The organism is Nostoc sp. DedQUE04, from assembly GCF_034530995.1.
GTDB lineage: Bacteria > Cyanobacteriota > Cyanobacteriia > Cyanobacteriales > Nostocaceae > Nostoc.
Genome location: NZ_JAVRCA010000094.1, coordinates 1 through 17912 on the forward strand (window position 1 = coordinate 1; position 17912 = coordinate 17912).

Genomic DNA, 17912 nt, shown 5'->3' on the forward strand with positions numbered 1-17912 from the left:
CATTTGTTATTTCGGGGTACTCATTTGTTATTTCGGGGTACTCATTTGTTATTTCGGGGTACTCATTTGTTATTTTTGAGTAAAGCAAACGCCCCCCTTATCAAGGGTACGCTGTATATAGCGCTTCTGGGTTGAGTGCAATACAGACCTAACAAGAACAGCCCCTTCCCTACAAGGGAAAAGGAATAAAATTCAAAGCCTCTCTCCTTTTAGGAGAGAGGTTTGGAGAGAGGTCAAAGTGTATTGCATACATTCGAGAACCGCTATATACAAGTTTAAAATAGCTGATTGACCAGGGTTTTACCCCACCCTAACCCTCCCCTTGCAAAGGGGAGGGAACTAGATTTTCCGGTTTCCCCCCTTTGCATCGGGGGGATTAAGGGGGGTAATTCGACATTAAGTTTTGACCATAATCACTGTACAATTACTCTTGCGAGAAATATTCTCGGCAATATTTCCTTGAATCGCTTGTTGCAGTAGACTTTCACGGCTAGCTCCCAAGACAATCACATCACTGTTGTCAAGTTTTGCACAATTAAGAACAGCTTCAGAAACAGAATTGGCACGAACGGGAGTAGCCATCACTTTACCACTAACTCGGCGTTGCAGAAAGCGAGCAGATTTATCTAATAATGTTGTGTCAGGAATCGAGTTAGTCGGTTGGAAAACCTGACATAGCTTGATTTGGGGTGATGTACTTAAAGAAGCCAAAGCAGGTAATAACTTAATTGCTTGGCTGGAGTTAGGGCCGCCTGCCATTGGCAACAACCAACGGTCGAAGGATCTTTTATCATCCAATTTAGCCAAGATAACATCACAACCTGCCTGTCGAATTATGGTATCCACCACTCGGCTAAAAACTCTACCAGGAGTTGATGTATTGCCTTTCCATCCCATCAGCACCAAGTCAATGTGTCGTTCTTTGACAGTCTCCAAAATTGCCCCAGCAACATTATGCGCAACTCGGATCTCGGTATGAACGGGAATCCGCCACTCTTCTCCTAAAAGTATTGCCCGTTGCAAAAGTTGAAGACTTTTGCTGATTTGTACTGGTGTTTCCGATGGAATGCGGCTAGACGAAACGATAACCACTTGTAAGCATTCTATTTCGTAATTGCGGTCTTTGGCGATCGCAACTGCCATGTCTAATAAAGTCTCGGCTGTCTGGGGATGTGAAAGTGGTACTAACAATCTTCCTTTGCCTGTAGCCGGAGCGTGAGTTTGGTAAACCACATAAGAAGGTGCTGATTTACGTTCTATTTGTTCGTTACCACTCAGTCGCTCTGCTTCTACACGGATAATATCACTACGAGTAATAATTCCTATGAGCTTGCGATTTTCTGTAACGGGTAAGCAGCTGAGGTGATAACGATTGAGTATATGCAGTACATGAGCCAGTGTTGCTGTGGGATTTACTGTCACTGGCTCTGGTGTCATAATCTCGCCGATAGTTGTATCTTTGCCTGACTGTTGCGAAGCAATACTAACTAAATCTTCCTGAGTTACAATACCAACAACTTTACCATTCTCTAAAACTGGGAAGTTGCGATGGCGAGAGTCGGAAAATGCCTGTACTGCTTCATCAGTACTCATTTGGCTAGAGAGAGTTTCCACGCGCCGTTGCATCACATCTACAGCACTCAGTTGTGCTAGAAGCCCCTCTGTGCTAGGCTCTTTGGTGATGTGAATTCCTTTCCACTCTAGTAGAAGGTCGTAGAGCGATCGCCGATCGATTTTTTCCGCTACTAAATAGGCAACCACAGACGCAATCATCAGCGGTAGCACCAGATTGAAATCTGTTGTCATCTCAAATACAATGACGACTGCGGTAATTGGAACTTTGGAAACGGCGCTAAAAAAGGCAGCCATGCCGACATGAGCATAAACTGTGGCAGCACTCATTCCCAGTAAACTGTGTTCAACAGCACCCACTAAGTAACCAAGGGCAGCTCCCAAGGCTAAGGTGGGAACTAGTAAACCTCCTGGCGCTCCAGAGCCGTAAGTAAAAATAATTAGGGTAAACTGAACTAAAAACGCGATCGCTGCAAATGACCAATTAGCACTACCCACAAGCAAAATTTCTCTCAGCCCAGCATGATCGCGAAAGACAGCAGGTAAAAAGGCGATCGCCGCACCACTAACTAACCCAGCAATTCCAATTCGCCAGGATAAACTCAACCTTAGCAGGCGGCGGTTAATTGCTAGACTCTCCAGAATACCTTTATTAAATAGAATGCCTAGAAGTCCTGCCAGCAATCCTAAAATCAAGTAGAAAGGGATTTCCTGAGCGAAGAAAGTTGTATCGGGAAGACCTAAATTTAGATGATTCAGATCCAGGCTGTGACTACCATAGAGCCGGGAAATGACTGAAGCGATGAAAGAAGCCAAAATCGCAGTACCAAGAGTGATACCTGACACATCTTGGAGTAATTCTTCGACTACAAAAAGTACACCTGCGATCGGTGCATTAAAAGCCGCAGCTAACCCAGCCCCGGCTCCGGCGGCGATTAGTTGGCGACGATGCTCTGGTGAAGTCGGTGCCCAGTTACTAAGTTGATTTGCCAAGGCTGCCCCAATTTGGACAGTCGGCCCTTCTCGTCCTAAAGGCATTCCCGAACCCAACACTAATGTAGCGCCGATTAACTTAACCAAAGCAATCCGTAGATTTAATGGCATTGGCACGCGAGCCAATACGGCTTTGACTTCAGACATCCCACTACCTGATGCTTCCGGTGCGAAGCGCTCTACTAGCCAACCAGCTAAAAGTCCCCCTATTAATCCAACACCTGGTAGCACCAAGTAGGCAGGTAAAAGGTAAGAAAGATGCACTCGCAATGCACCTGCCCAATCCACTGCCTGTCCTAATAGAACTGCCGCTAACCCAGAAACTAGACCAATCAGGCAAGCTTCCACAAAAGCCAACCGTTTGGGTCGAAGCAACTGACGCCAAAGCCTCAACCAGAGAATTTTACCCTTGACTAACATATTTTTAGCGATCGCTTGTCATCAATGAAGGTATATAAATGTCTAAAATGTCTTACCGTTCATCCTATTCATAGCTTTTACTAAAAAAATGAAATCAGAATGAAATTTTTCTATGCCTAAAGATAGATATGTGCAGTAGAGTACAGTTATTTATAATGTTTTATACTTAGAATTATTGGAAAACTATTCTCGCTTCAAATATATTGTGTTCAAGTTGTCCTCTGTGATTTAGGGGTGAAATTCTAGGTATATAAGCTATCAGCCAACTCTCAATACTGTTCGGTTAAAGTAAGAGACATGATGAATCGCCGTCTCGACAATAATAATTCTTTTGTAGAGACGGCGATTTATCGCGTCTTTGTAATGATTTATCGCATCTGATAGAACAACATTGACCATGAGTTTATTAACATCACAGATATTTCGCCAACCCGTGAGATGATTCAAAACTGGGTAAAGTCTTTGGGGGTTGCGTTAGGATTTACGCATAAAAATTGTCTAGAAAATTGAGTGTAAATTTACTATTAACGCTGCCAATCATACATTAATCGTCCGTGGCGATCGCGCACAAGTTCCCATTCTCCATGACGATATCGTTGTCCGTGATAACGTATAGAGCGATAGTGCCGTCGATAATAATGTCGTCGATTCCACTGGCGTTGATAGTAATATTTTCCAGTCCGTTGCCGTCTATGATAACGTCGTCGAGTCCGTCGGTGAGCTAACAAAAACTCTTCACTTTGCTCTCCAACTAATTTTTTCTGTACGTCAATACTCTGTTCATTGAAAACAGTGTTGAGAGTGTTCTCTTTGGCTTCAACCAAAGTAGGTGGGTACATGAAGGCTAATAACAGGAACGCAATTGAGGATAGCTTTTTGAAACGATTCACGTCTTTGCTTTTCCTAAACTATTGGTAATAATTTTATTTAATAGTTAAGTTGAGCAATTATATAGTTCAGAATTCACAAATTTGATTAACGCAAATGTAATTGCAAGTACATATAGCAGTTCCCATTCAGATGCAGTACAATAGGCTTCTTGGCATTTTTCGGGAAAAAAGAAGGGGAAAGGGGGAAAGGTTTGTTATTTTCCCTTTCCCCTTTAACCTTTCCCCCTGACCCTTTCTCTTTCCCCCACAAATGCCAAGAAGTCTAATGCTCTCCTTAGCCATAGTTAATTAGTTTTTTGCAGATTGCTAATTGTCAAAAATATTTCATCATCAGCGATCTGGCTATTATAATCAATGTTAATTTGAGTTGGATAACCAAGTGTTGGATCGTATTGTACAGTCAAGTTTGCTGCTTTACGAATCAGCGCATCCCTAATGATATCAAAGAGTTTAGGAATTGTATTATATTGTTTAAACAACTCTGCCTCAGCTGGCTTTTGAGTTGCTTTATAAGTAATAGAACTTGTGACTCGATTACGTACTTTAATAATCACCGGTTCTGTGGCTTTAGGTAAACAATTGCAACTTCTAGTGAATTCATAGCGATAGTTAGAGATTTTTTGCCGTTTCCATAATCGGTAATTAATCTTAAATTGTTCTAAGTTTAAACTACTAGGCGCGGGCGTTCTGGCTACCTGTATAGGAGGAGGTTGAGATATTACAGGTGCACTAAAACCTAAAGATGCCACTAAAACAGCACTAATTGCAATTGGTAAGCGCATATAAATCCATTCTTAACTCCAACTGCTTACTTTAACGTAGCTTCAAGATGATTGCCAAAACATTGAAATTATTTGTGACACTCAAAGAATGTTTGAAAAGTTTTCTTCTCGGTAACAAAACGTTCTAGATCCCCCTAAATCCCCCTTAAAAAGGGGGACTTTGATTCCGGTTCCCCCCTTAAAAAGGGGGGCTAGGGGGGATCGGTTACTGCCTAAAATCACAGCCAACCACTTTTTAAACAACCTCTTAGTCAAAAGTCCTTTGTCCTTAGAAACACTTCTGGACTAATGACGGTCTATACAAAAAATTTAGTCGTTACCTGCTTGCAATTCATCTTTTGTTAAGTCTTTCCTGCCGAACGCTCTGCTAACCACTGTGACGGTAATCCTCTGACTCTATTAAGATAGATTCAAGTTCCCAGGAGCAATATCTCCTGAACATGGGTTTAAATTTTGAAAAAACCCTTTGTTCTTCACATCGGGTTATCAGTTGTATATGTTTTCTGAAGTTAAAAAATGTCTCATGTTAGCCGTACCTTTGGCAGCGGCACAAGTGGCTCAATCTGCAACTGGTTTTGTCGATACGGTCATGATGGGCTGGTTGGGAAGTCAAACCATTGCATCTGGAGGTTTGGGAACTGTTATCTTTACTTTTTCTCTGTTGATTTTTAGTGGTATCGTTTCTGCTGTCAGTCCGTTAGCTGCCCAAGCATACGGAGCCGGAAATAAAGAAAAAGTTGGCACAATTGTCCGGCTTGGACTAGGGATATCTCTGGTGCTAGGAATACCAATTACATTACTGCTTTACAATGGAGGTGCTTTACTACTTTTACTAGGACAGGATGCTAACACAGTAGCACTAACAGAGATTTATTTAAGAGCGATCGCACTGGGTTTTATTCCTGGTTTGGGCTTTGCAGTACTTAAAAGTTTTCTTTCTGCTCTATTGCAACCGCAATTAATCATAGTGACAGTGGTCTTGGGTACTCTGTTCAACATTACAGCTAACTATGTGCTGATGTTTGGCAAACTGGGATTCCCTGCCCTGGGTTTAGCTGGTATTGGTTGGGCAAGCACGCTTTCACTTTGGAGTATGTTTATTACTTTGGCAGTTTATATATACAATCAGCCTCGCTTTGCAGTTTACAGTATTTTTCGACCTTCGTCTCAAGAAGCTTTTCCTCTAGAGCATCGCCGGATCGTTGGCGAGATTTTTCAAATTGGATTGCCCATCGGGGGGCTGATTGCGGTCGAAGGCGGACTATTCACCGTTGTCACTTTGTTGATTGGACAATTGGGAACCAATGCCCTGGCTGCTCATCAAATTGCTTTACAAACAATTTCGATGTCATTCCAGATGGCAGTAGGTATTTCTCTAGCGACAACAGTTCGTGTTGGACAGTTAGCCGGACAGAATGACTTAGTTGGCACTCGTCTAGCTGGATATGTAGGCATTGCCATTGCAGCTTTAGCTATGGGTGTAGTAGCCCTTGCATTTTGGCTAGTACCAAAGTCGATTATTTCTCTTTATATTGATATCAACAATCAGAACAATGCAGATGTGGTTGCCCTGGCGGTGAAATTGCTAGCAGTCGCGGCCATTTTTCAAATAGTTGACGGCGTGCAAGTTACTGCCGCAGGAGCATTACGCGGACTCAAAGACACCCGAATCCCGATGTTGATTGGCTTTTTTGCTTATTGGTGTGTTGGTTTATTCACTGGTTATACTTTTGGGATCTCGTTGGGGTCTGGAGCTATTGGTCTTTGGTGGGGATTGGCTATTGGTTTAGCCAGCGCTGCAATCATCCTAACTTGGCGGTTTAGCACCAGGAAAACTAATAACTATTGAAGAAGTCAGGAGTCAGAATTCAGGAGTCAGAATTCATACCAATTTGAAAAATGATTGCGACAGATGGAAAACTGAAACATTTATCCAATGGATGTTTCACAATCCAAAATCTAAAATCTAAAATCCAAAATGGTATCAGGAGTCAGAATTCTGTTTTGATAAACACAGATGCAGTTAAAGGCAAGAGTCCTCAAGCAACTAAATTATAGTGAATTAGGTTGAATGAACAAACAAATCTCAAATAACGGATTAACTAAATTTCAAGTACTGATTATGGCGATCGCATCTGGGGTGTGTGTTGCTAACGTTTATTATAATCAGCCAATTCTCAAAGATATTGCATCTTCTTTTCAAGTTAGCGAAAGTGAAGCGGGTAGCATATCTGTGCTTTCGCAAGTTGGTTACGGTTTTGGGCTTTTCTTTTTAATCCCCTTGGGCGATAAAATCAACAAAAAAACATTAATTCTTTCTTTACTTATATGTTTGTTTTTTTTGTTGATAGCGATGACGTTTTCACAAAATATCGTCCAGGTTTGGATATTGAGCATAGCAATTGGAATTACAACAGTTTCCGCTCAGGTTATTCTGCCTTTAGCAGCAAGTATAGATAGAGTAACTACAGGTCAAACTGTCGGCAGTATTTTTACTGGTATATTGATTGGAGTTTTAGGAGCAAGGGTTTTTAGTGGATATATTGCTGAAAGCTTGAATTGGCGTTATGTATATGGATTTTCAGGAGTAATGATTTTAATTGTTACTGTTTTGCTAAAGATTTACTTGCCTAATGTAAATAATGAATACACTGGTGATTATTTTGATTTATTAAAATCAACGCTTCAACAATTAAAACGTTTTTCTTTATTGAGAGAAGCATCTTTAATTGGAGGATTAATGTTTGGTGTCTTTTGCTCATTTTGGACAACGTTGACTTTCCATTTAAGCGGAGCGCCTTTTAATTTTCAATCTGACACAATTGGGATGTATGGCTTTGTGGCGATCGCAGGTGCATTAATGGCACCAATTTTTGGTAAATTAGCCGATAAAGGTAATTCCCAACGTTCTTTAACTATTTCCGTATCTCTGGTGATTGCAAGTTTAGTAATTGCTAAAATTGCTTCTAGTTCAGCGCTGGCGATCGCTGTTGCTGTATTGTTACTAGATGTAGGCGTACAAGCAATTCAAGTCACCAATGTGGCAAGAATATACACTCTTGATGCTCAATCGAACAGTCGCATCAATACAGTGTACATGACTACCTATTTTATCGGTGGTGCTGTCGGTACTAGTATTGGTCTATTATGCTGGGATTTTGGGGGCTGGAATTTAGTGACTTGGCAGATGTTAGTTTTTACTTTGCTTGGATTTATTGTTATAGTCAGACCGAAAATCACTACAGCAAGCATAAATAAAAAATAGACTTTTTGGCATTTGTAGGGCAAAGGGTAAGGGGTAAAGGGATGGAATTTCCTCTTACCCTTTAACATGAGTTCCTTTCCCCAACCGGAAAGCAAAAGTCACTTTTGCAAGAGACTCCATGAGTGGAACTTACAAGGAACAATAAAAATATCTCTTCCCCAGTTCCCAGTTCCCAGTCCCCAGTCCCTATTTTTAAGTCAGGTCTAATTATCCCATCCTTTTGGTCAAGAAAGGTTGTGATTTTAGTCTAGATATTCTGTTGGTATTTACGAATCAACAGTGTTATTTAAAGCTATTGGTTATTTGAAGCTATTGGGCGGCTACCATCTATCTCTATAGTATCTTTAGCTTTAAATTTACTCTTAGCGATCGGACGTTGACCATCTATGTCAAGAATTTCCTCAACTTCAAAATTACTAGGGTCAATTGGACGCTCACCGTCTACAGGTAGCATCTCATGTTCTTCAAAATTACTCTTAGCGATCGGGCGTTGACCGTCTATGTCAATTGTTTGATCGCTATAACTTTTATCTTTTGCAATTGGGCGTTGACCATCTATATCAATTGTTTTTTTAATCTGAATGTTACTTGGATCGACTGGACGATGACCATCTACATTAATTGTTTTCGTTGACTTTTGAGGTTCATTAGATAATGAATTTATATTAGTTTCATCCACTTTTATATCCCAACTTAAATTATTATTAGTCTCAGTTTTGTTTTTGTCATTCATGTTTTTTATTGTTATTCTAGATTATTTATCTGCTGTAGATATCATTTTTAAAACTGTTTATCTCTCTAGCTAAAGAGACTCAGTTGAGTAAATAGCAGGAAAATTTGTTCATATACTAAGATACTGAAGTAGAATCAAAAAATCCTCTACCACAGCACAGAATATATCTCTGACTTTAGAGGGATTTTTCATCTTTCAAAAAATACTTAATTAAATTGCTGGAGGAATGTAAGATTTTCTATAACTGGCAAGAGCCATCTTTTAGGGTCTTTTTTGTGCCTTTACGCGAACTTCTAAATATTTTGATGCAAGTCGTCTGATTTCATTTTCATCCCAAATCAATGTCGGTGCTGTAATAACCAAGGAAACTTATTCTTATGGTGTAAATATAAAATAATTTTTAGTACTTTTTTATACTAACAAGTGGCAGTAAAAACCTTTGTATTCAATTAGATAAAATTCTAAGTAGTTATAACAAATTATACATAAATTTCATAAAAATATTGACAAAGTATTTTTATTTTGCCAAAACATTTATATCAACAATCATCTATTAGCAATCATTACGTCATTTTCTAACTAAGGGAGAATGCATACCGCATTTTCACTTAATTTTATACTGCTTAGTTTAATTTACTAAGTATTATCTCTAAATTGATTCCTTTACCAATGAGACTATATGAGCATTCGCTTTTTCCATATTCCTTTAAGGAAAATAATCCGCTTTTCTATGCTCGCTCTAGCTACGACTGTAGCACTTACAACTGTTGAACCTAGTCGCAGTAGTACTACATCTGAGTATCAATGGAATCAAGTCTCTATAGGAGGAGGAGGCTATGTTACTAATATTTATCTGCATCCTTTAGAGAAGAATTTAGCCTACATTAGAACCGATATAGGTGGCTTCTATCGTTGGAATTCGTTAGAGAAAAGATGGATTCCATTAATAGATCACTTTGGGTCTGATAAAAGTAACTACTATGGCGGAGAAGGATTAGCGCTTGACCCTAACAATCCAAATGTTGTCTATATTGCAGCAGGCAAATATACTAAGGCTGGCTTAGGAACAATCTTCAAATCGACCAATAAAGGTCAAACCTGGAACAAACTGAACATAGATTTGCCAATGGGTGGCAACGAAACTAAGCGATGGACGGGGGAAAGGCTGGGAGTTAATCCATTTAATCCTAATATCATCTTCTTTGGTTCGCGTTTGGATGGGCTATGGAAGTCGGCGAATGCTGGTCAAACATGGAAAAAAGTAAGTTCTTTCTCAGGAAAACCTAATGCATCCATTGGTATTACAGGAATTTTGTTTAGCAAAAAGAATGCTGGCTTGGTTTATGCAAATGCCTATGGAGACGGAATATATAAGTCTACCGATACAGGTGTTACCTGGAGCAGAATAGCCGGAAGCCCATCAAAAGTAAATCGAATGGTGCTTAATAGCAATGGAGTACTGTATGTAACGCACACTTCAGGAGTTAGCAAATATGCAAATGGGGCTTGGAGCAATATTACGCCAACTAACATCAAAACTATTTCATTTAATGGGCTTTCTGTAGATCCCAATAACTCTAATCACGTTTTAGTTACTTATGACCAATACCATGAAACTACTAATTACTCTAGAGTCTTTCAATCTACCGATGGTGGAACTACATGGCAACAGAAAAGCCATTCATTGAATCCTCAAGTACCTTGGTGGCCAAACTGGTATTTTGCTTCTGCGGCCTCAGCGATTGAATTTGACCCAAATATTGCTGGCAAAGTTTGGTTAACAGACTGGTTCGGGACCTGGCAGGCAGACAATATCAATGCTAACAAGCCTATGTGGTCTAACTATGAAAAAGGACATGAGGAAACAGTAGCTTTTGAACTCATCTCACCTCCAAAAGGCTCACTATTGTTAAGCGGTGTGGCTGATGTAGAAGGCTTTAACCACGGCCAGAAATTAGATACTTACCCATCTACTCAATTGGGTGGTAGTAACGGCCCTTGGTATCAAGAAACATACAGTATTGCCTACAGTGAAAAAGATCCCTTACGTATGGTACGCGTTGGCGGACATCGAGGGTTCAATACTTTTACAGGAGGAACTTCCACAGATGGCGGACATACCTGGAAGAACTTTTCTTCTTTTCCGCAGAACATTATGCCACTACGGGTAGCTATGTCTGCAACTAATCCAAGTTTGTTTGTAGCGATCGCCAGCGAGAAACAACCTATACGCACAACTAACGGTGGAGCTACTTGGAGTGGAGTATCAGGTTTACCCAACGGGCCTAAGGGGCCGTGGTACTGGGGTCAACCATTGGCATCAGACAAAGTAAATGGCAATATTTTTTACTACTACAACGATGGCAAAGTCTACCGCAGTCAGGATGGAGCTGCATACTTCAGTATTGTCAACTCAACACTTCCTAGCGAAGATTGGTCTATGCTCAAAACAGTTCCGGGGGTGAGTAACGAAGTTTGGATAAGTCTCAATTCAAATGGGCTTTATCGTTCAACAAACGGTGGTACGAAGTTTGACAAAATAGCTGGTGTGGAGAAAGCTTATTTATTTGCCTTTGGCAAACCACAAACAGGAAGTACAATTCCTGCACTATATTTATATGGCAAAATCATTGGTATGGGAAAAGGAATTTTCCGTTCTTTGGATAGAGGGCAAACATGGACAAATATCTCTAATCCTCTATATCCCATTGGCAATGTCCCGAACGTGATGGAAGCTAGCAGACAGCAATTTGGGCTAGTCTTCATTGGCACCGACGGTAAAGGAATCTACTATGGAAAACCAAATTAATCCAAATTAATGACGTTGCATTCCCGACAAAATTGTATGTCACTATCTGGGTATCGCTGTTGTCGCAAGAAATTATAAGTTTAAGATAACGTAAACGCTTTGGCTTGCCGCAGGCTACCGCAAAGGAAAAAAGATGAGAAGAGAAGAGTTTGATGTGAGTGAATATGTAGATCAAATGGGGTTTTTGTTGGATTTGCAGTTAAAAGATGAGTATCGTGATGGTGTGGTGGCAAATTTTGAGAGAATTAGGGCGATCGCTAATCTGGTAAATTCTTTCCCTTTACCAGAGGAAATTGAAGTTGCACCAGTTTTTGAACCATAATTGCTTCAAGAATAGCTATGTTGATGTTTTAATGAAGCAAAAACTATTGCTGAGTGCTATTACTCAAAAAGCTAAAGGCGCTATCTCTTAATATTTCAGCATGAATTTTGATTCAGCCGATGCCATAACAATATCAACTGCTGTACGCGAAGGTAAAACTAGCGCTGTGGAGGTTACGAAAGCTGCGTTAGCACGAATAGCAACGCACAATCATCTATTCAACTGTTTTACCACTATAACTGCTGAGACAGCTTTAACAGATGCAGCACTGATTGACAGGGAAATTGCCCAAGGTAATCATCCTGGAGTGCTTGCTGGTGTGCCTTTTGCGGTGAAAAATCTCTTCGATATCGCTGGTTTTACGACTCTAGCAGGATCGAAAATCAATGCAGTAAACCCAGAAGCTACTCAAGATGCAACCGCAGTTGCAAAGTTGAAGCAAGCGGGTGCTGTTTTGCTTGGTGCTTTGAATATGGATGAGTATGCTTATGGGTTTGTAACAGAAAACTCCCATTACGGTGCTACTCACAACCCCCATGATTTACAGCGAGTTGCTGGTGGTTCATCGGGTGGTTCGGCGGCGGCGGTTGCGGCGGGGTTAGTACCGCTGACATTGGGTTCTGATACTAATGGTTCAATTCGCGTTCCGGCGGCGTTGTGTGGCGTTTTTGGTTTCAAGCCAACTTATGGAAGATTATCTCGTGCTGGGGTAGCTTTATTTTCTAGCAGTTTTGACCACATTGGCCCTTTTGCGCGTTCGGTGCAGGATATCGCTACGGTGTTTGATGTGCTTCAGGGAAAAGACGATCGCGATCCCATTTGTACAAAGCGTCTACCTGAATTATGTTTACCGCAACTCAAACAAGATATTTCTGATATCAGAATTGCGATCGCAGCTGATTATTTTACCAAAGGTGCAGAACCGGCAGCTTTAGCAGCAGTGCAAAAAGTAGCTGATGCAATAGAAGTTACTAAATATGTAATCATACCAGAAGCACACCGCGCCCGTGCAGCAGCTTTTGTAATTACAGCTAGCGAGGGTGCAAATCTGCGTTTGGAAAAATTGCGATTGCATCCTGAAGATTTTGATTTCGCTACACGCGATCGCTTTTTGGCTGGGGCGTTAATTCCAAGTAGCTGGTATATCCAAGCACAACGGTTTAGAAGATGGTATCGCGATCGCGTTCGGGAAGTTTTTCAAAATGTCGATGTAATTCTTGCCCCAACTACACCAATTTCTGCACCATTAATTGGTCAACAAACCATAATTTTGGATGGCGAAGAAATTCTTGTCCGTCCTCATTTAGGGCTATTTACTCAACCATTATCTTTTATTGGTTTACCCGTTTTATCAGTACCAATTCAGTGCCAAAATACATTACCTTTAGGTGTGCAATTGATTGCAGCACCATATAATGAAGCGTTAATTTTACGGGTTGCGGCTGCGTTAGAGGCAAAGGGTGTAGTTTCAGCACCAGTAATTTTAAACGCTCTTAACTCAGAGGCTGTTTGAAAAATCTAATTTATTACACAAAGACGCGATAAATCGCCGTCTCTACAAGTGTGGTAATCTCCAGTTCAATATTTCTTTGGCTGCATAGTCTCACTTAACTGAAAAATTTGAGGTAGGGAACAGAATGGAAATTGATTTTACAACTATTTTAGGGCTAGTAGCAGGAGTACTGACTACACTCGCATATCTCCCTCAACTTATTAAAACTTGGCAGTCCAAATCAGCCAATGACCTTTCTTGGAGTATGTTAATTATTCTTTGTGTAGGTATTATTTTATGGTTGATTTATGGTTTTTCTGTTCATGATATTCCTTTGATTGCTGCTAACATTGTTACCTTACTTATTGCATCGGTGATTTTAGTGCTGAAGATTAGGTACAGCTCAGGAACAGATGAAGAAGGCAAGAAACAAGAAGCACAAGTCAGAACCGAAACCACATAGATTAAGAGTTGAAGGCGGGAAACAAAAGTCAAATGCCAAGGGTAGAGACGCGATTAATCGCGTCTCACAAGAGTCATCTTGCAGAAGTGGGGAAAAGGGTAATAAAAACCCTTTTCCCTTTAACATGAGTCCCTTTCCCCCTCTTGCAAAAGTTACTTTTGCAAGAGGTCTAGTCTCTACCTGGATAATTTTAAGCAAAGTTTATACCTCCGCTAAATAATTGCATAAAAATGCACAAGTTAGAGTGACAATTACTAAAGTTGATTTCGCGCTTTTAGTTGCAGATATCGCTCAACTAACCGATCGGCAATTTGATTTGCTGGTGCATCTAGAACCAATACACCTTTTTGTTTCAATTGGGCATAAGCTACTTGTCGTTGCATTAATAAATCTAGTGCTACTGCACGGGTATAAGCACCTGCAACATCATCTGTAAAGGTGTGTGCTAGACGATCGACTTGTGGATCTCGCAAAGTCACGCAAAATGGAAGGTAGCGGGGTGCTAACTTGGAGAGTGCAGCTAGGAGTTCTGTAGAGGCAGTGATATCAACTAAATCGGTAATCACTACTACCAGCGCCCTCCGAGTTTGTCGCTGCACAACATTTGTTACCGCCCCCAAATAATCAGATTCAAATAACACTGGTTGAAGTGGAGTTAAACGATCGATTAACTGATTCAAATGATGTTGACCACGTTCTGGGGGAATCCACGTATGCATTTGGCGGTCAAATACACCAACACCCACGCGATCGCCTCGATGTAAACCTGCCAAGGCTAAGGATAAAGTTGCATTCAATCCCCAGTCAAATCGCTGCAAATTCTGCACTTTTGCCGTCATTAGCCGTCCGCGATCGAGTAAAATCAGTAATGTTTGTTCCTGTTCTGGTTCCAAAACCCTGACCAGTGGCATGGCATTACCATAAGCGCCAACCCGACGGGCAGTAGCTTTCCAATCAATAAACCGCAAATCGTCACCTGTGCGATAGTTTCGCAATTCGGCAAACTCTGTACCAATACCAGTTTTGCGAGATTGGCGCATCGCTCCCGATGATTGCAGTGTCAGACGAATTGTCAGCGATCGCAATCCTACTAAATCAGGATAAACTTTCACAGGCAGACTTTGGGGAATTTGCCAATCATCCCAAGCTAGTCCCCAAAGCCCCAACTGTCGGACTTGAATATTTCCCCAAGGAAACTCTCCTCGCTGTGTTGGGTGGACGGTATACGTTAATTCTTCAGTGCTGTTACTGGGAACAATGGCGCTGAGTGCAGGTGCAGACACGCCAAATCCTGTTGGGTAATAGTCGCGGATTTCAATTTGAGCGTCGGTATTTTGTGATGTCACCTTTAGCACTACAGGATTATCTCGCCCAATAGATAATCGTGACGGTAATTCGCGGGTAATTTGCACGCGAGAACACCGCACTCGCAAACCATCTGCAACCATCAGTCCGAGAATGATGGCATCAAATAGCACAGTTATGGCGATGGTTGCTCTAATGCTGATAAATAAGGATAGAATCGGGGCGATCGCTATACCCAAAACTAATAATAAATAAACTCGTTTGGAAGGAACCATTTTTTAGAGTGAGAAGTTAATAGCTAGGTATAAGGTGAATTCAATGTAACCGAAATAAGAAGACTTGCTAAATTATTTTATTTTTTCCTTGTAGAAAAATAACTACCTAATGTACTATTTTTTTGGGTAAAGTAGCAAATTATATTTTGGACGGGTGTATGAGAATCTTGCTAATCGAAGATGAAGAAATTTTAGCAAGTGTCTTGTTGAAGTCTCTGACTAAGCAACACTATGTTGTTGATGTCGTACAAGACGGACAAATGGGTTGGGAATACACACAAAGTACGAACTATGACCTGTTATTAATAGATGTAGGATTACCAAAACTAGACGGGATTACATTGTGTCAGCGATTGCGTTCTGGTGGTTGCTTCACTCCGATTCTTTTGATGACGGCGAGAGATGGTAGTAAAGAGCGGATTCAAGGACTTGATGCAGGTGCAGACGATTATCTGATCAAACCTTTAGATTTAGAAGAACTGCAAGCACGGATACGAGCGCTGATCCGTCGAGGCGATCGCCCCTGTACTCCTATACTGGAAGTAGGCGCGCTGCGACTAGATCCCAGTAGTTGCGAAGTCACATATAACAACAAACTGCTGGAATTAACAGCCAAAGAATATAGTTTGCTGGAGCTATTTTTACGGAATCCATCGCGTGTTTTTAGTCGGGGGGATATTATTGAGCATTTGTGGACTTTTGACGACCCACCCCAAGAGGAAACTGTAAAATCTCACATCAAATACTTACGACAAAAGTTGAAAGCAGCTGGAGCAGTAGATTGGATTGAAAATGTTTATGGTTTGGGATATCGGCTGAATCCTGGAAGAGAGCAGGGGAGGCAAGGGGGCAGAGGGGCAGAGGGGCAGGGGAGGCAAGGGGAGCAGGGGAAGCAGGGGGGGAAAGAAAAATCCCAAGTTGCAAGCCCTCAAGTTGAGGAGCAGTTTCAGCAAGCGATGGGTGGCTTGTGGAAACAATACGAAGGGTTGATGGTGCAGCGATTGGCGGTGCTGGAAGAGTTAGCAGCTGCGCTTTCTAAGGAAACTCTGACTCAGGAGTTACGTAAATCGGGAGAACGAGAGGCGCACAAACTAGCTGGTGTCTTGGGAATGTTTGAGCAAGACAATGGTACTTTGCTAGCGCGGCAAATTGAACAGATTTTAGGGAAAGATGGTGATTTGTCAGTAAGTGAAAAGCGGCAATTGCTGGGGCTGATTGAAGGTTTGGGTAACATCATCAACCTGATGGGGCAAAATGTAGATTATCAAACTTCGGCTGCGATCGCACCAGAAATTAGTACCCGATTGATATTAATTGACCCCAATCTGCAACTAGGTTCTCAGTTGCAACAACTGGTTGAGTGCATGGGAATATGCTGGCAGCAAATCAGCAACTTAGAGGATGCAAAAAACTTTCTCCAAACCACATCACCAGATTTAGTAGTGCTAAATATAGATGATATCGGCTGGCGTAAAGAAAGTTTAGCACTACTAAGGGACTTAGCAACGCGTACCCCACCCGTACCCGTTCTGGTGCTGGCTGCAACTGATGAGTTAGTAGAACGCGTAACTTTTGCTCAATATGGGGCGCGGGGTTTTTTGGTCAAGCCTGTAACAGCTGCTCAAGTTTGGGATGTGTCGTCCCAGATATTACAACGTACTCGTTCTTTGCGAGTAAATATACTGGCAGTAGATGATGACCCGTTGATTTTAGCAGCACTGCGCCCAATGTTAGAGCCGTGGGGTATGCGGATGACAGGATTAGAAAATCCGCTACGTTTCTGGGAAGTATTGCAATCTACTAAACCGGATTTGTTGATTTTGGATGTGGAAATGCCTCATATAAATGGTATCGAACTTTGCCGAGCAGTTCGTACCGATCCCCAATGGCAGGAATTACCAATTGTGTTTCTGACTGCTCACCGAGAAATGGAAACTGTGCAGCAAGTGTTTGCGGTTGGGGGAGATGATTACGTGATTAAACCTGTTGTCGGTGCAGAATTGTTGGCACGCATTACCCATCGCTTAGAACGCAGTCGTTTACTACAATCGCTTTCTACTAAAGATTCCTTAACTGGGTTAACAAATCAGTTTCAGTCTAACCGCGACTTGCAGCACCTAATTGCTCAAGCTGAGAAAAATCAGCAATCTGTTTGTTTGGCAATCTTAAGCGTGACTGATTTGCGTCAAATTAATATTAAGTATGGTCATCAGGCTGGAAATCAAGTATTGCAAAGATGGAGTCGTTTATTCCAATCGGCATTTTGCAGTGGTGAAGTACTAGGTTATTGGGGTAATGGTGAATTTGTTGTGGGAGTTTCTGGGTTAACAAAAACAGAAGTAAACCATCGCCTCAGTGAGATTTTAACTACCCTCCGCCAGCAAATATTCACAGCCTTCAAAGGCGATCGCTTTCAGGTAATATGTAATTTCACTGTAGTCGAATACCCCAATGATGGGCTAACGATACAATCTTTATACCAAGCTGCTGCTGGGCGTAGTTCGTAATTACCATACTGCAAGGGTTTTATTTATCGCGGTTCTCGAATGAAAGCAATACAGTCTGACCTCTCTCCAAACCTCTCTCCTAAG

13 protein-coding genes are annotated in these 17912 nt (G+C 41.4%); 7 read left to right on the forward strand and 6 right to left on the reverse strand.

Features of this window, described 5'->3' with window-relative positions; translation table 11 throughout:
* Positions 1–396: 396 nt before the first annotated feature.
* The 4 genes from RM049_RS36190 to RM049_RS36205 form a co-directional block, all read right to left on the reverse strand.
* Positions 397–2985, reverse strand: a complete 2589-nt coding sequence (locus tag RM049_RS36190) for a chloride channel protein (RefSeq protein WP_322707653.1) — start codon at positions 2983–2985, stop codon at positions 397–399.
* Positions 2986–3243: 258 nt separating this feature from the next.
* A complete protein-coding gene (locus tag RM049_RS36195; RefSeq protein ID WP_322707654.1) occupies positions 3244–3384 on the reverse strand; it encodes a hypothetical protein in 141 nt (46 codons plus the stop codon).
* Positions 3385–3509: 125 nt separating this feature from the next.
* Positions 3510–3875, reverse strand: a complete 366-nt coding sequence (locus tag RM049_RS36200; RefSeq protein WP_322707655.1) for a hypothetical protein — start codon at positions 3873–3875, stop codon at positions 3510–3512.
* A 284-nt stretch (positions 3876–4159) separates the two neighbouring features.
* Positions 4160–4657, reverse strand: a complete 498-nt coding sequence (locus tag RM049_RS36205) for a DUF6174 domain-containing protein (RefSeq protein ID WP_322707656.1) — start codon at positions 4655–4657, stop codon at positions 4160–4162.
* Between the two features lie 496 nt (positions 4658–5153).
* On the opposite strand from RM049_RS36205, the gene RM049_RS36210 reads away from it, so the two are divergent.
* Positions 5154–6506, forward strand: a complete 1353-nt coding sequence (locus tag RM049_RS36210) for an MATE family efflux transporter (RefSeq protein ID WP_322707657.1) — start codon at positions 5154–5156, stop codon at positions 6504–6506.
* Positions 6507–6728: 222 nt separating this feature from the next.
* The gene (locus RM049_RS36215) at positions 6729–7922 is read left to right on the forward strand and encodes an MFS transporter (protein ID WP_322707658.1); all 1194 of its coding nucleotides are present in this window, start codon (positions 6729–6731) and stop codon (positions 7920–7922) included.
* A gap of 292 nt (positions 7923–8214) precedes the next feature.
* On the opposite strand, the gene RM049_RS36220 is transcribed toward RM049_RS36215, so the two are convergent.
* Complete coding sequence (locus tag RM049_RS36220) at positions 8215–8601, reverse strand: hypothetical protein (RefSeq protein ID WP_322707659.1); 387 nt, start codon at positions 8599–8601, stop codon at positions 8215–8217.
* 733 nt (positions 8602–9334) lie between these two features.
* Here RM049_RS36220 and RM049_RS36225 point away from each other — a divergent pair.
* From RM049_RS36225 to RM049_RS36240, 4 genes are all read left to right on the forward strand, one after another.
* The gene (locus tag RM049_RS36225; protein WP_322707660.1) at positions 9335–11464 is read left to right on the forward strand and encodes a hypothetical protein; all 2130 of its coding nucleotides are present in this window, start codon (positions 9335–9337) and stop codon (positions 11462–11464) included.
* 133 nt (positions 11465–11597) lie between these two features.
* Positions 11598–11786, forward strand: coding sequence for a DUF4089 domain-containing protein (locus RM049_RS36230; protein WP_322675452.1), 189 nt, complete (start codon positions 11598–11600; stop codon positions 11784–11786).
* Positions 11787–11886: 100 nt separating this feature from the next.
* Complete coding sequence (locus RM049_RS36235) at positions 11887–13299, forward strand: AtzE family amidohydrolase (RefSeq protein WP_322707661.1); 1413 nt, start codon at positions 11887–11889, stop codon at positions 13297–13299.
* 124 nt (positions 13300–13423) lie between these two features.
* Positions 13424–13741: a SemiSWEET transporter gene (locus tag RM049_RS36240; RefSeq protein WP_322707662.1), complete on the forward strand. Its 318-nt coding sequence runs from the start codon at positions 13424–13426 to the stop codon at positions 13739–13741.
* Between the two features lie 254 nt (positions 13742–13995).
* Here RM049_RS36240 and RM049_RS36245 read toward each other — a convergent pair whose 3' ends face one another.
* Complete coding sequence (locus tag RM049_RS36245; protein WP_322707663.1) at positions 13996–15321, reverse strand: DUF58 domain-containing protein; 1326 nt, start codon at positions 15319–15321, stop codon at positions 13996–13998.
* A gap of 158 nt (positions 15322–15479) precedes the next feature.
* Between RM049_RS36245 and RM049_RS36250 the strand changes: the two genes are divergently transcribed.
* Positions 15480–17828 (forward strand): response regulator, encoded by a 2349-nt coding sequence (locus tag RM049_RS36250; protein WP_322707664.1) that lies wholly within the window; start codon positions 15480–15482, stop codon positions 17826–17828.
* The last annotated feature ends 84 nt before the right edge of the window (positions 17829–17912 follow it).

Excerpts from the sequence above, each read along its gene's own strand:
- RM049_RS36190 (WP_322707653.1), bottom strand. The coding sequence starts at position 2,985 with ATGTTAGTCAAGGGTAAAATTCTCTGGTTGAGGCTTTGGCGTCAGTTG.
- RM049_RS36195 (WP_322707654.1), bottom strand. The coding sequence starts at position 3,384 with ATGGTCAATGTTGTTCTATCAGATGCGATAAATCATTACAAAGACGCG.
- RM049_RS36205 (WP_322707656.1), bottom strand. The coding sequence starts at position 4,657 with ATGCGCTTACCAATTGCAATTAGTGCTGTTTTAGTGGCATCTTTAGGT.
- RM049_RS36210 (WP_322707657.1), top strand. The coding sequence starts at position 5,154 with ATGTTTTCTGAAGTTAAAAAATGTCTCATGTTAGCCGTACCTTTGGCA.
- RM049_RS36215 (WP_322707658.1), top strand. The coding sequence starts at position 6,729 with ATGAACAAACAAATCTCAAATAACGGATTAACTAAATTTCAAGTACTG.
- RM049_RS36225 (WP_322707660.1), top strand. The coding sequence starts at position 9,335 with ATGAGCATTCGCTTTTTCCATATTCCTTTAAGGAAAATAATCCGCTTT.
- RM049_RS36230 (WP_322675452.1), top strand. The coding sequence starts at position 11,598 with ATGAGAAGAGAAGAGTTTGATGTGAGTGAATATGTAGATCAAATGGGG.
- RM049_RS36235 (WP_322707661.1), top strand. The coding sequence starts at position 11,887 with ATGAATTTTGATTCAGCCGATGCCATAACAATATCAACTGCTGTACGC.
- RM049_RS36240 (WP_322707662.1), top strand. The coding sequence starts at position 13,424 with ATGGAAATTGATTTTACAACTATTTTAGGGCTAGTAGCAGGAGTACTG.
- RM049_RS36245 (WP_322707663.1), bottom strand. The coding sequence starts at position 15,321 with ATGGTTCCTTCCAAACGAGTTTATTTATTATTAGTTTTGGGTATAGCG.
- RM049_RS36250 (WP_322707664.1), top strand. The coding sequence starts at position 15,480 with ATGAGAATCTTGCTAATCGAAGATGAAGAAATTTTAGCAAGTGTCTTG.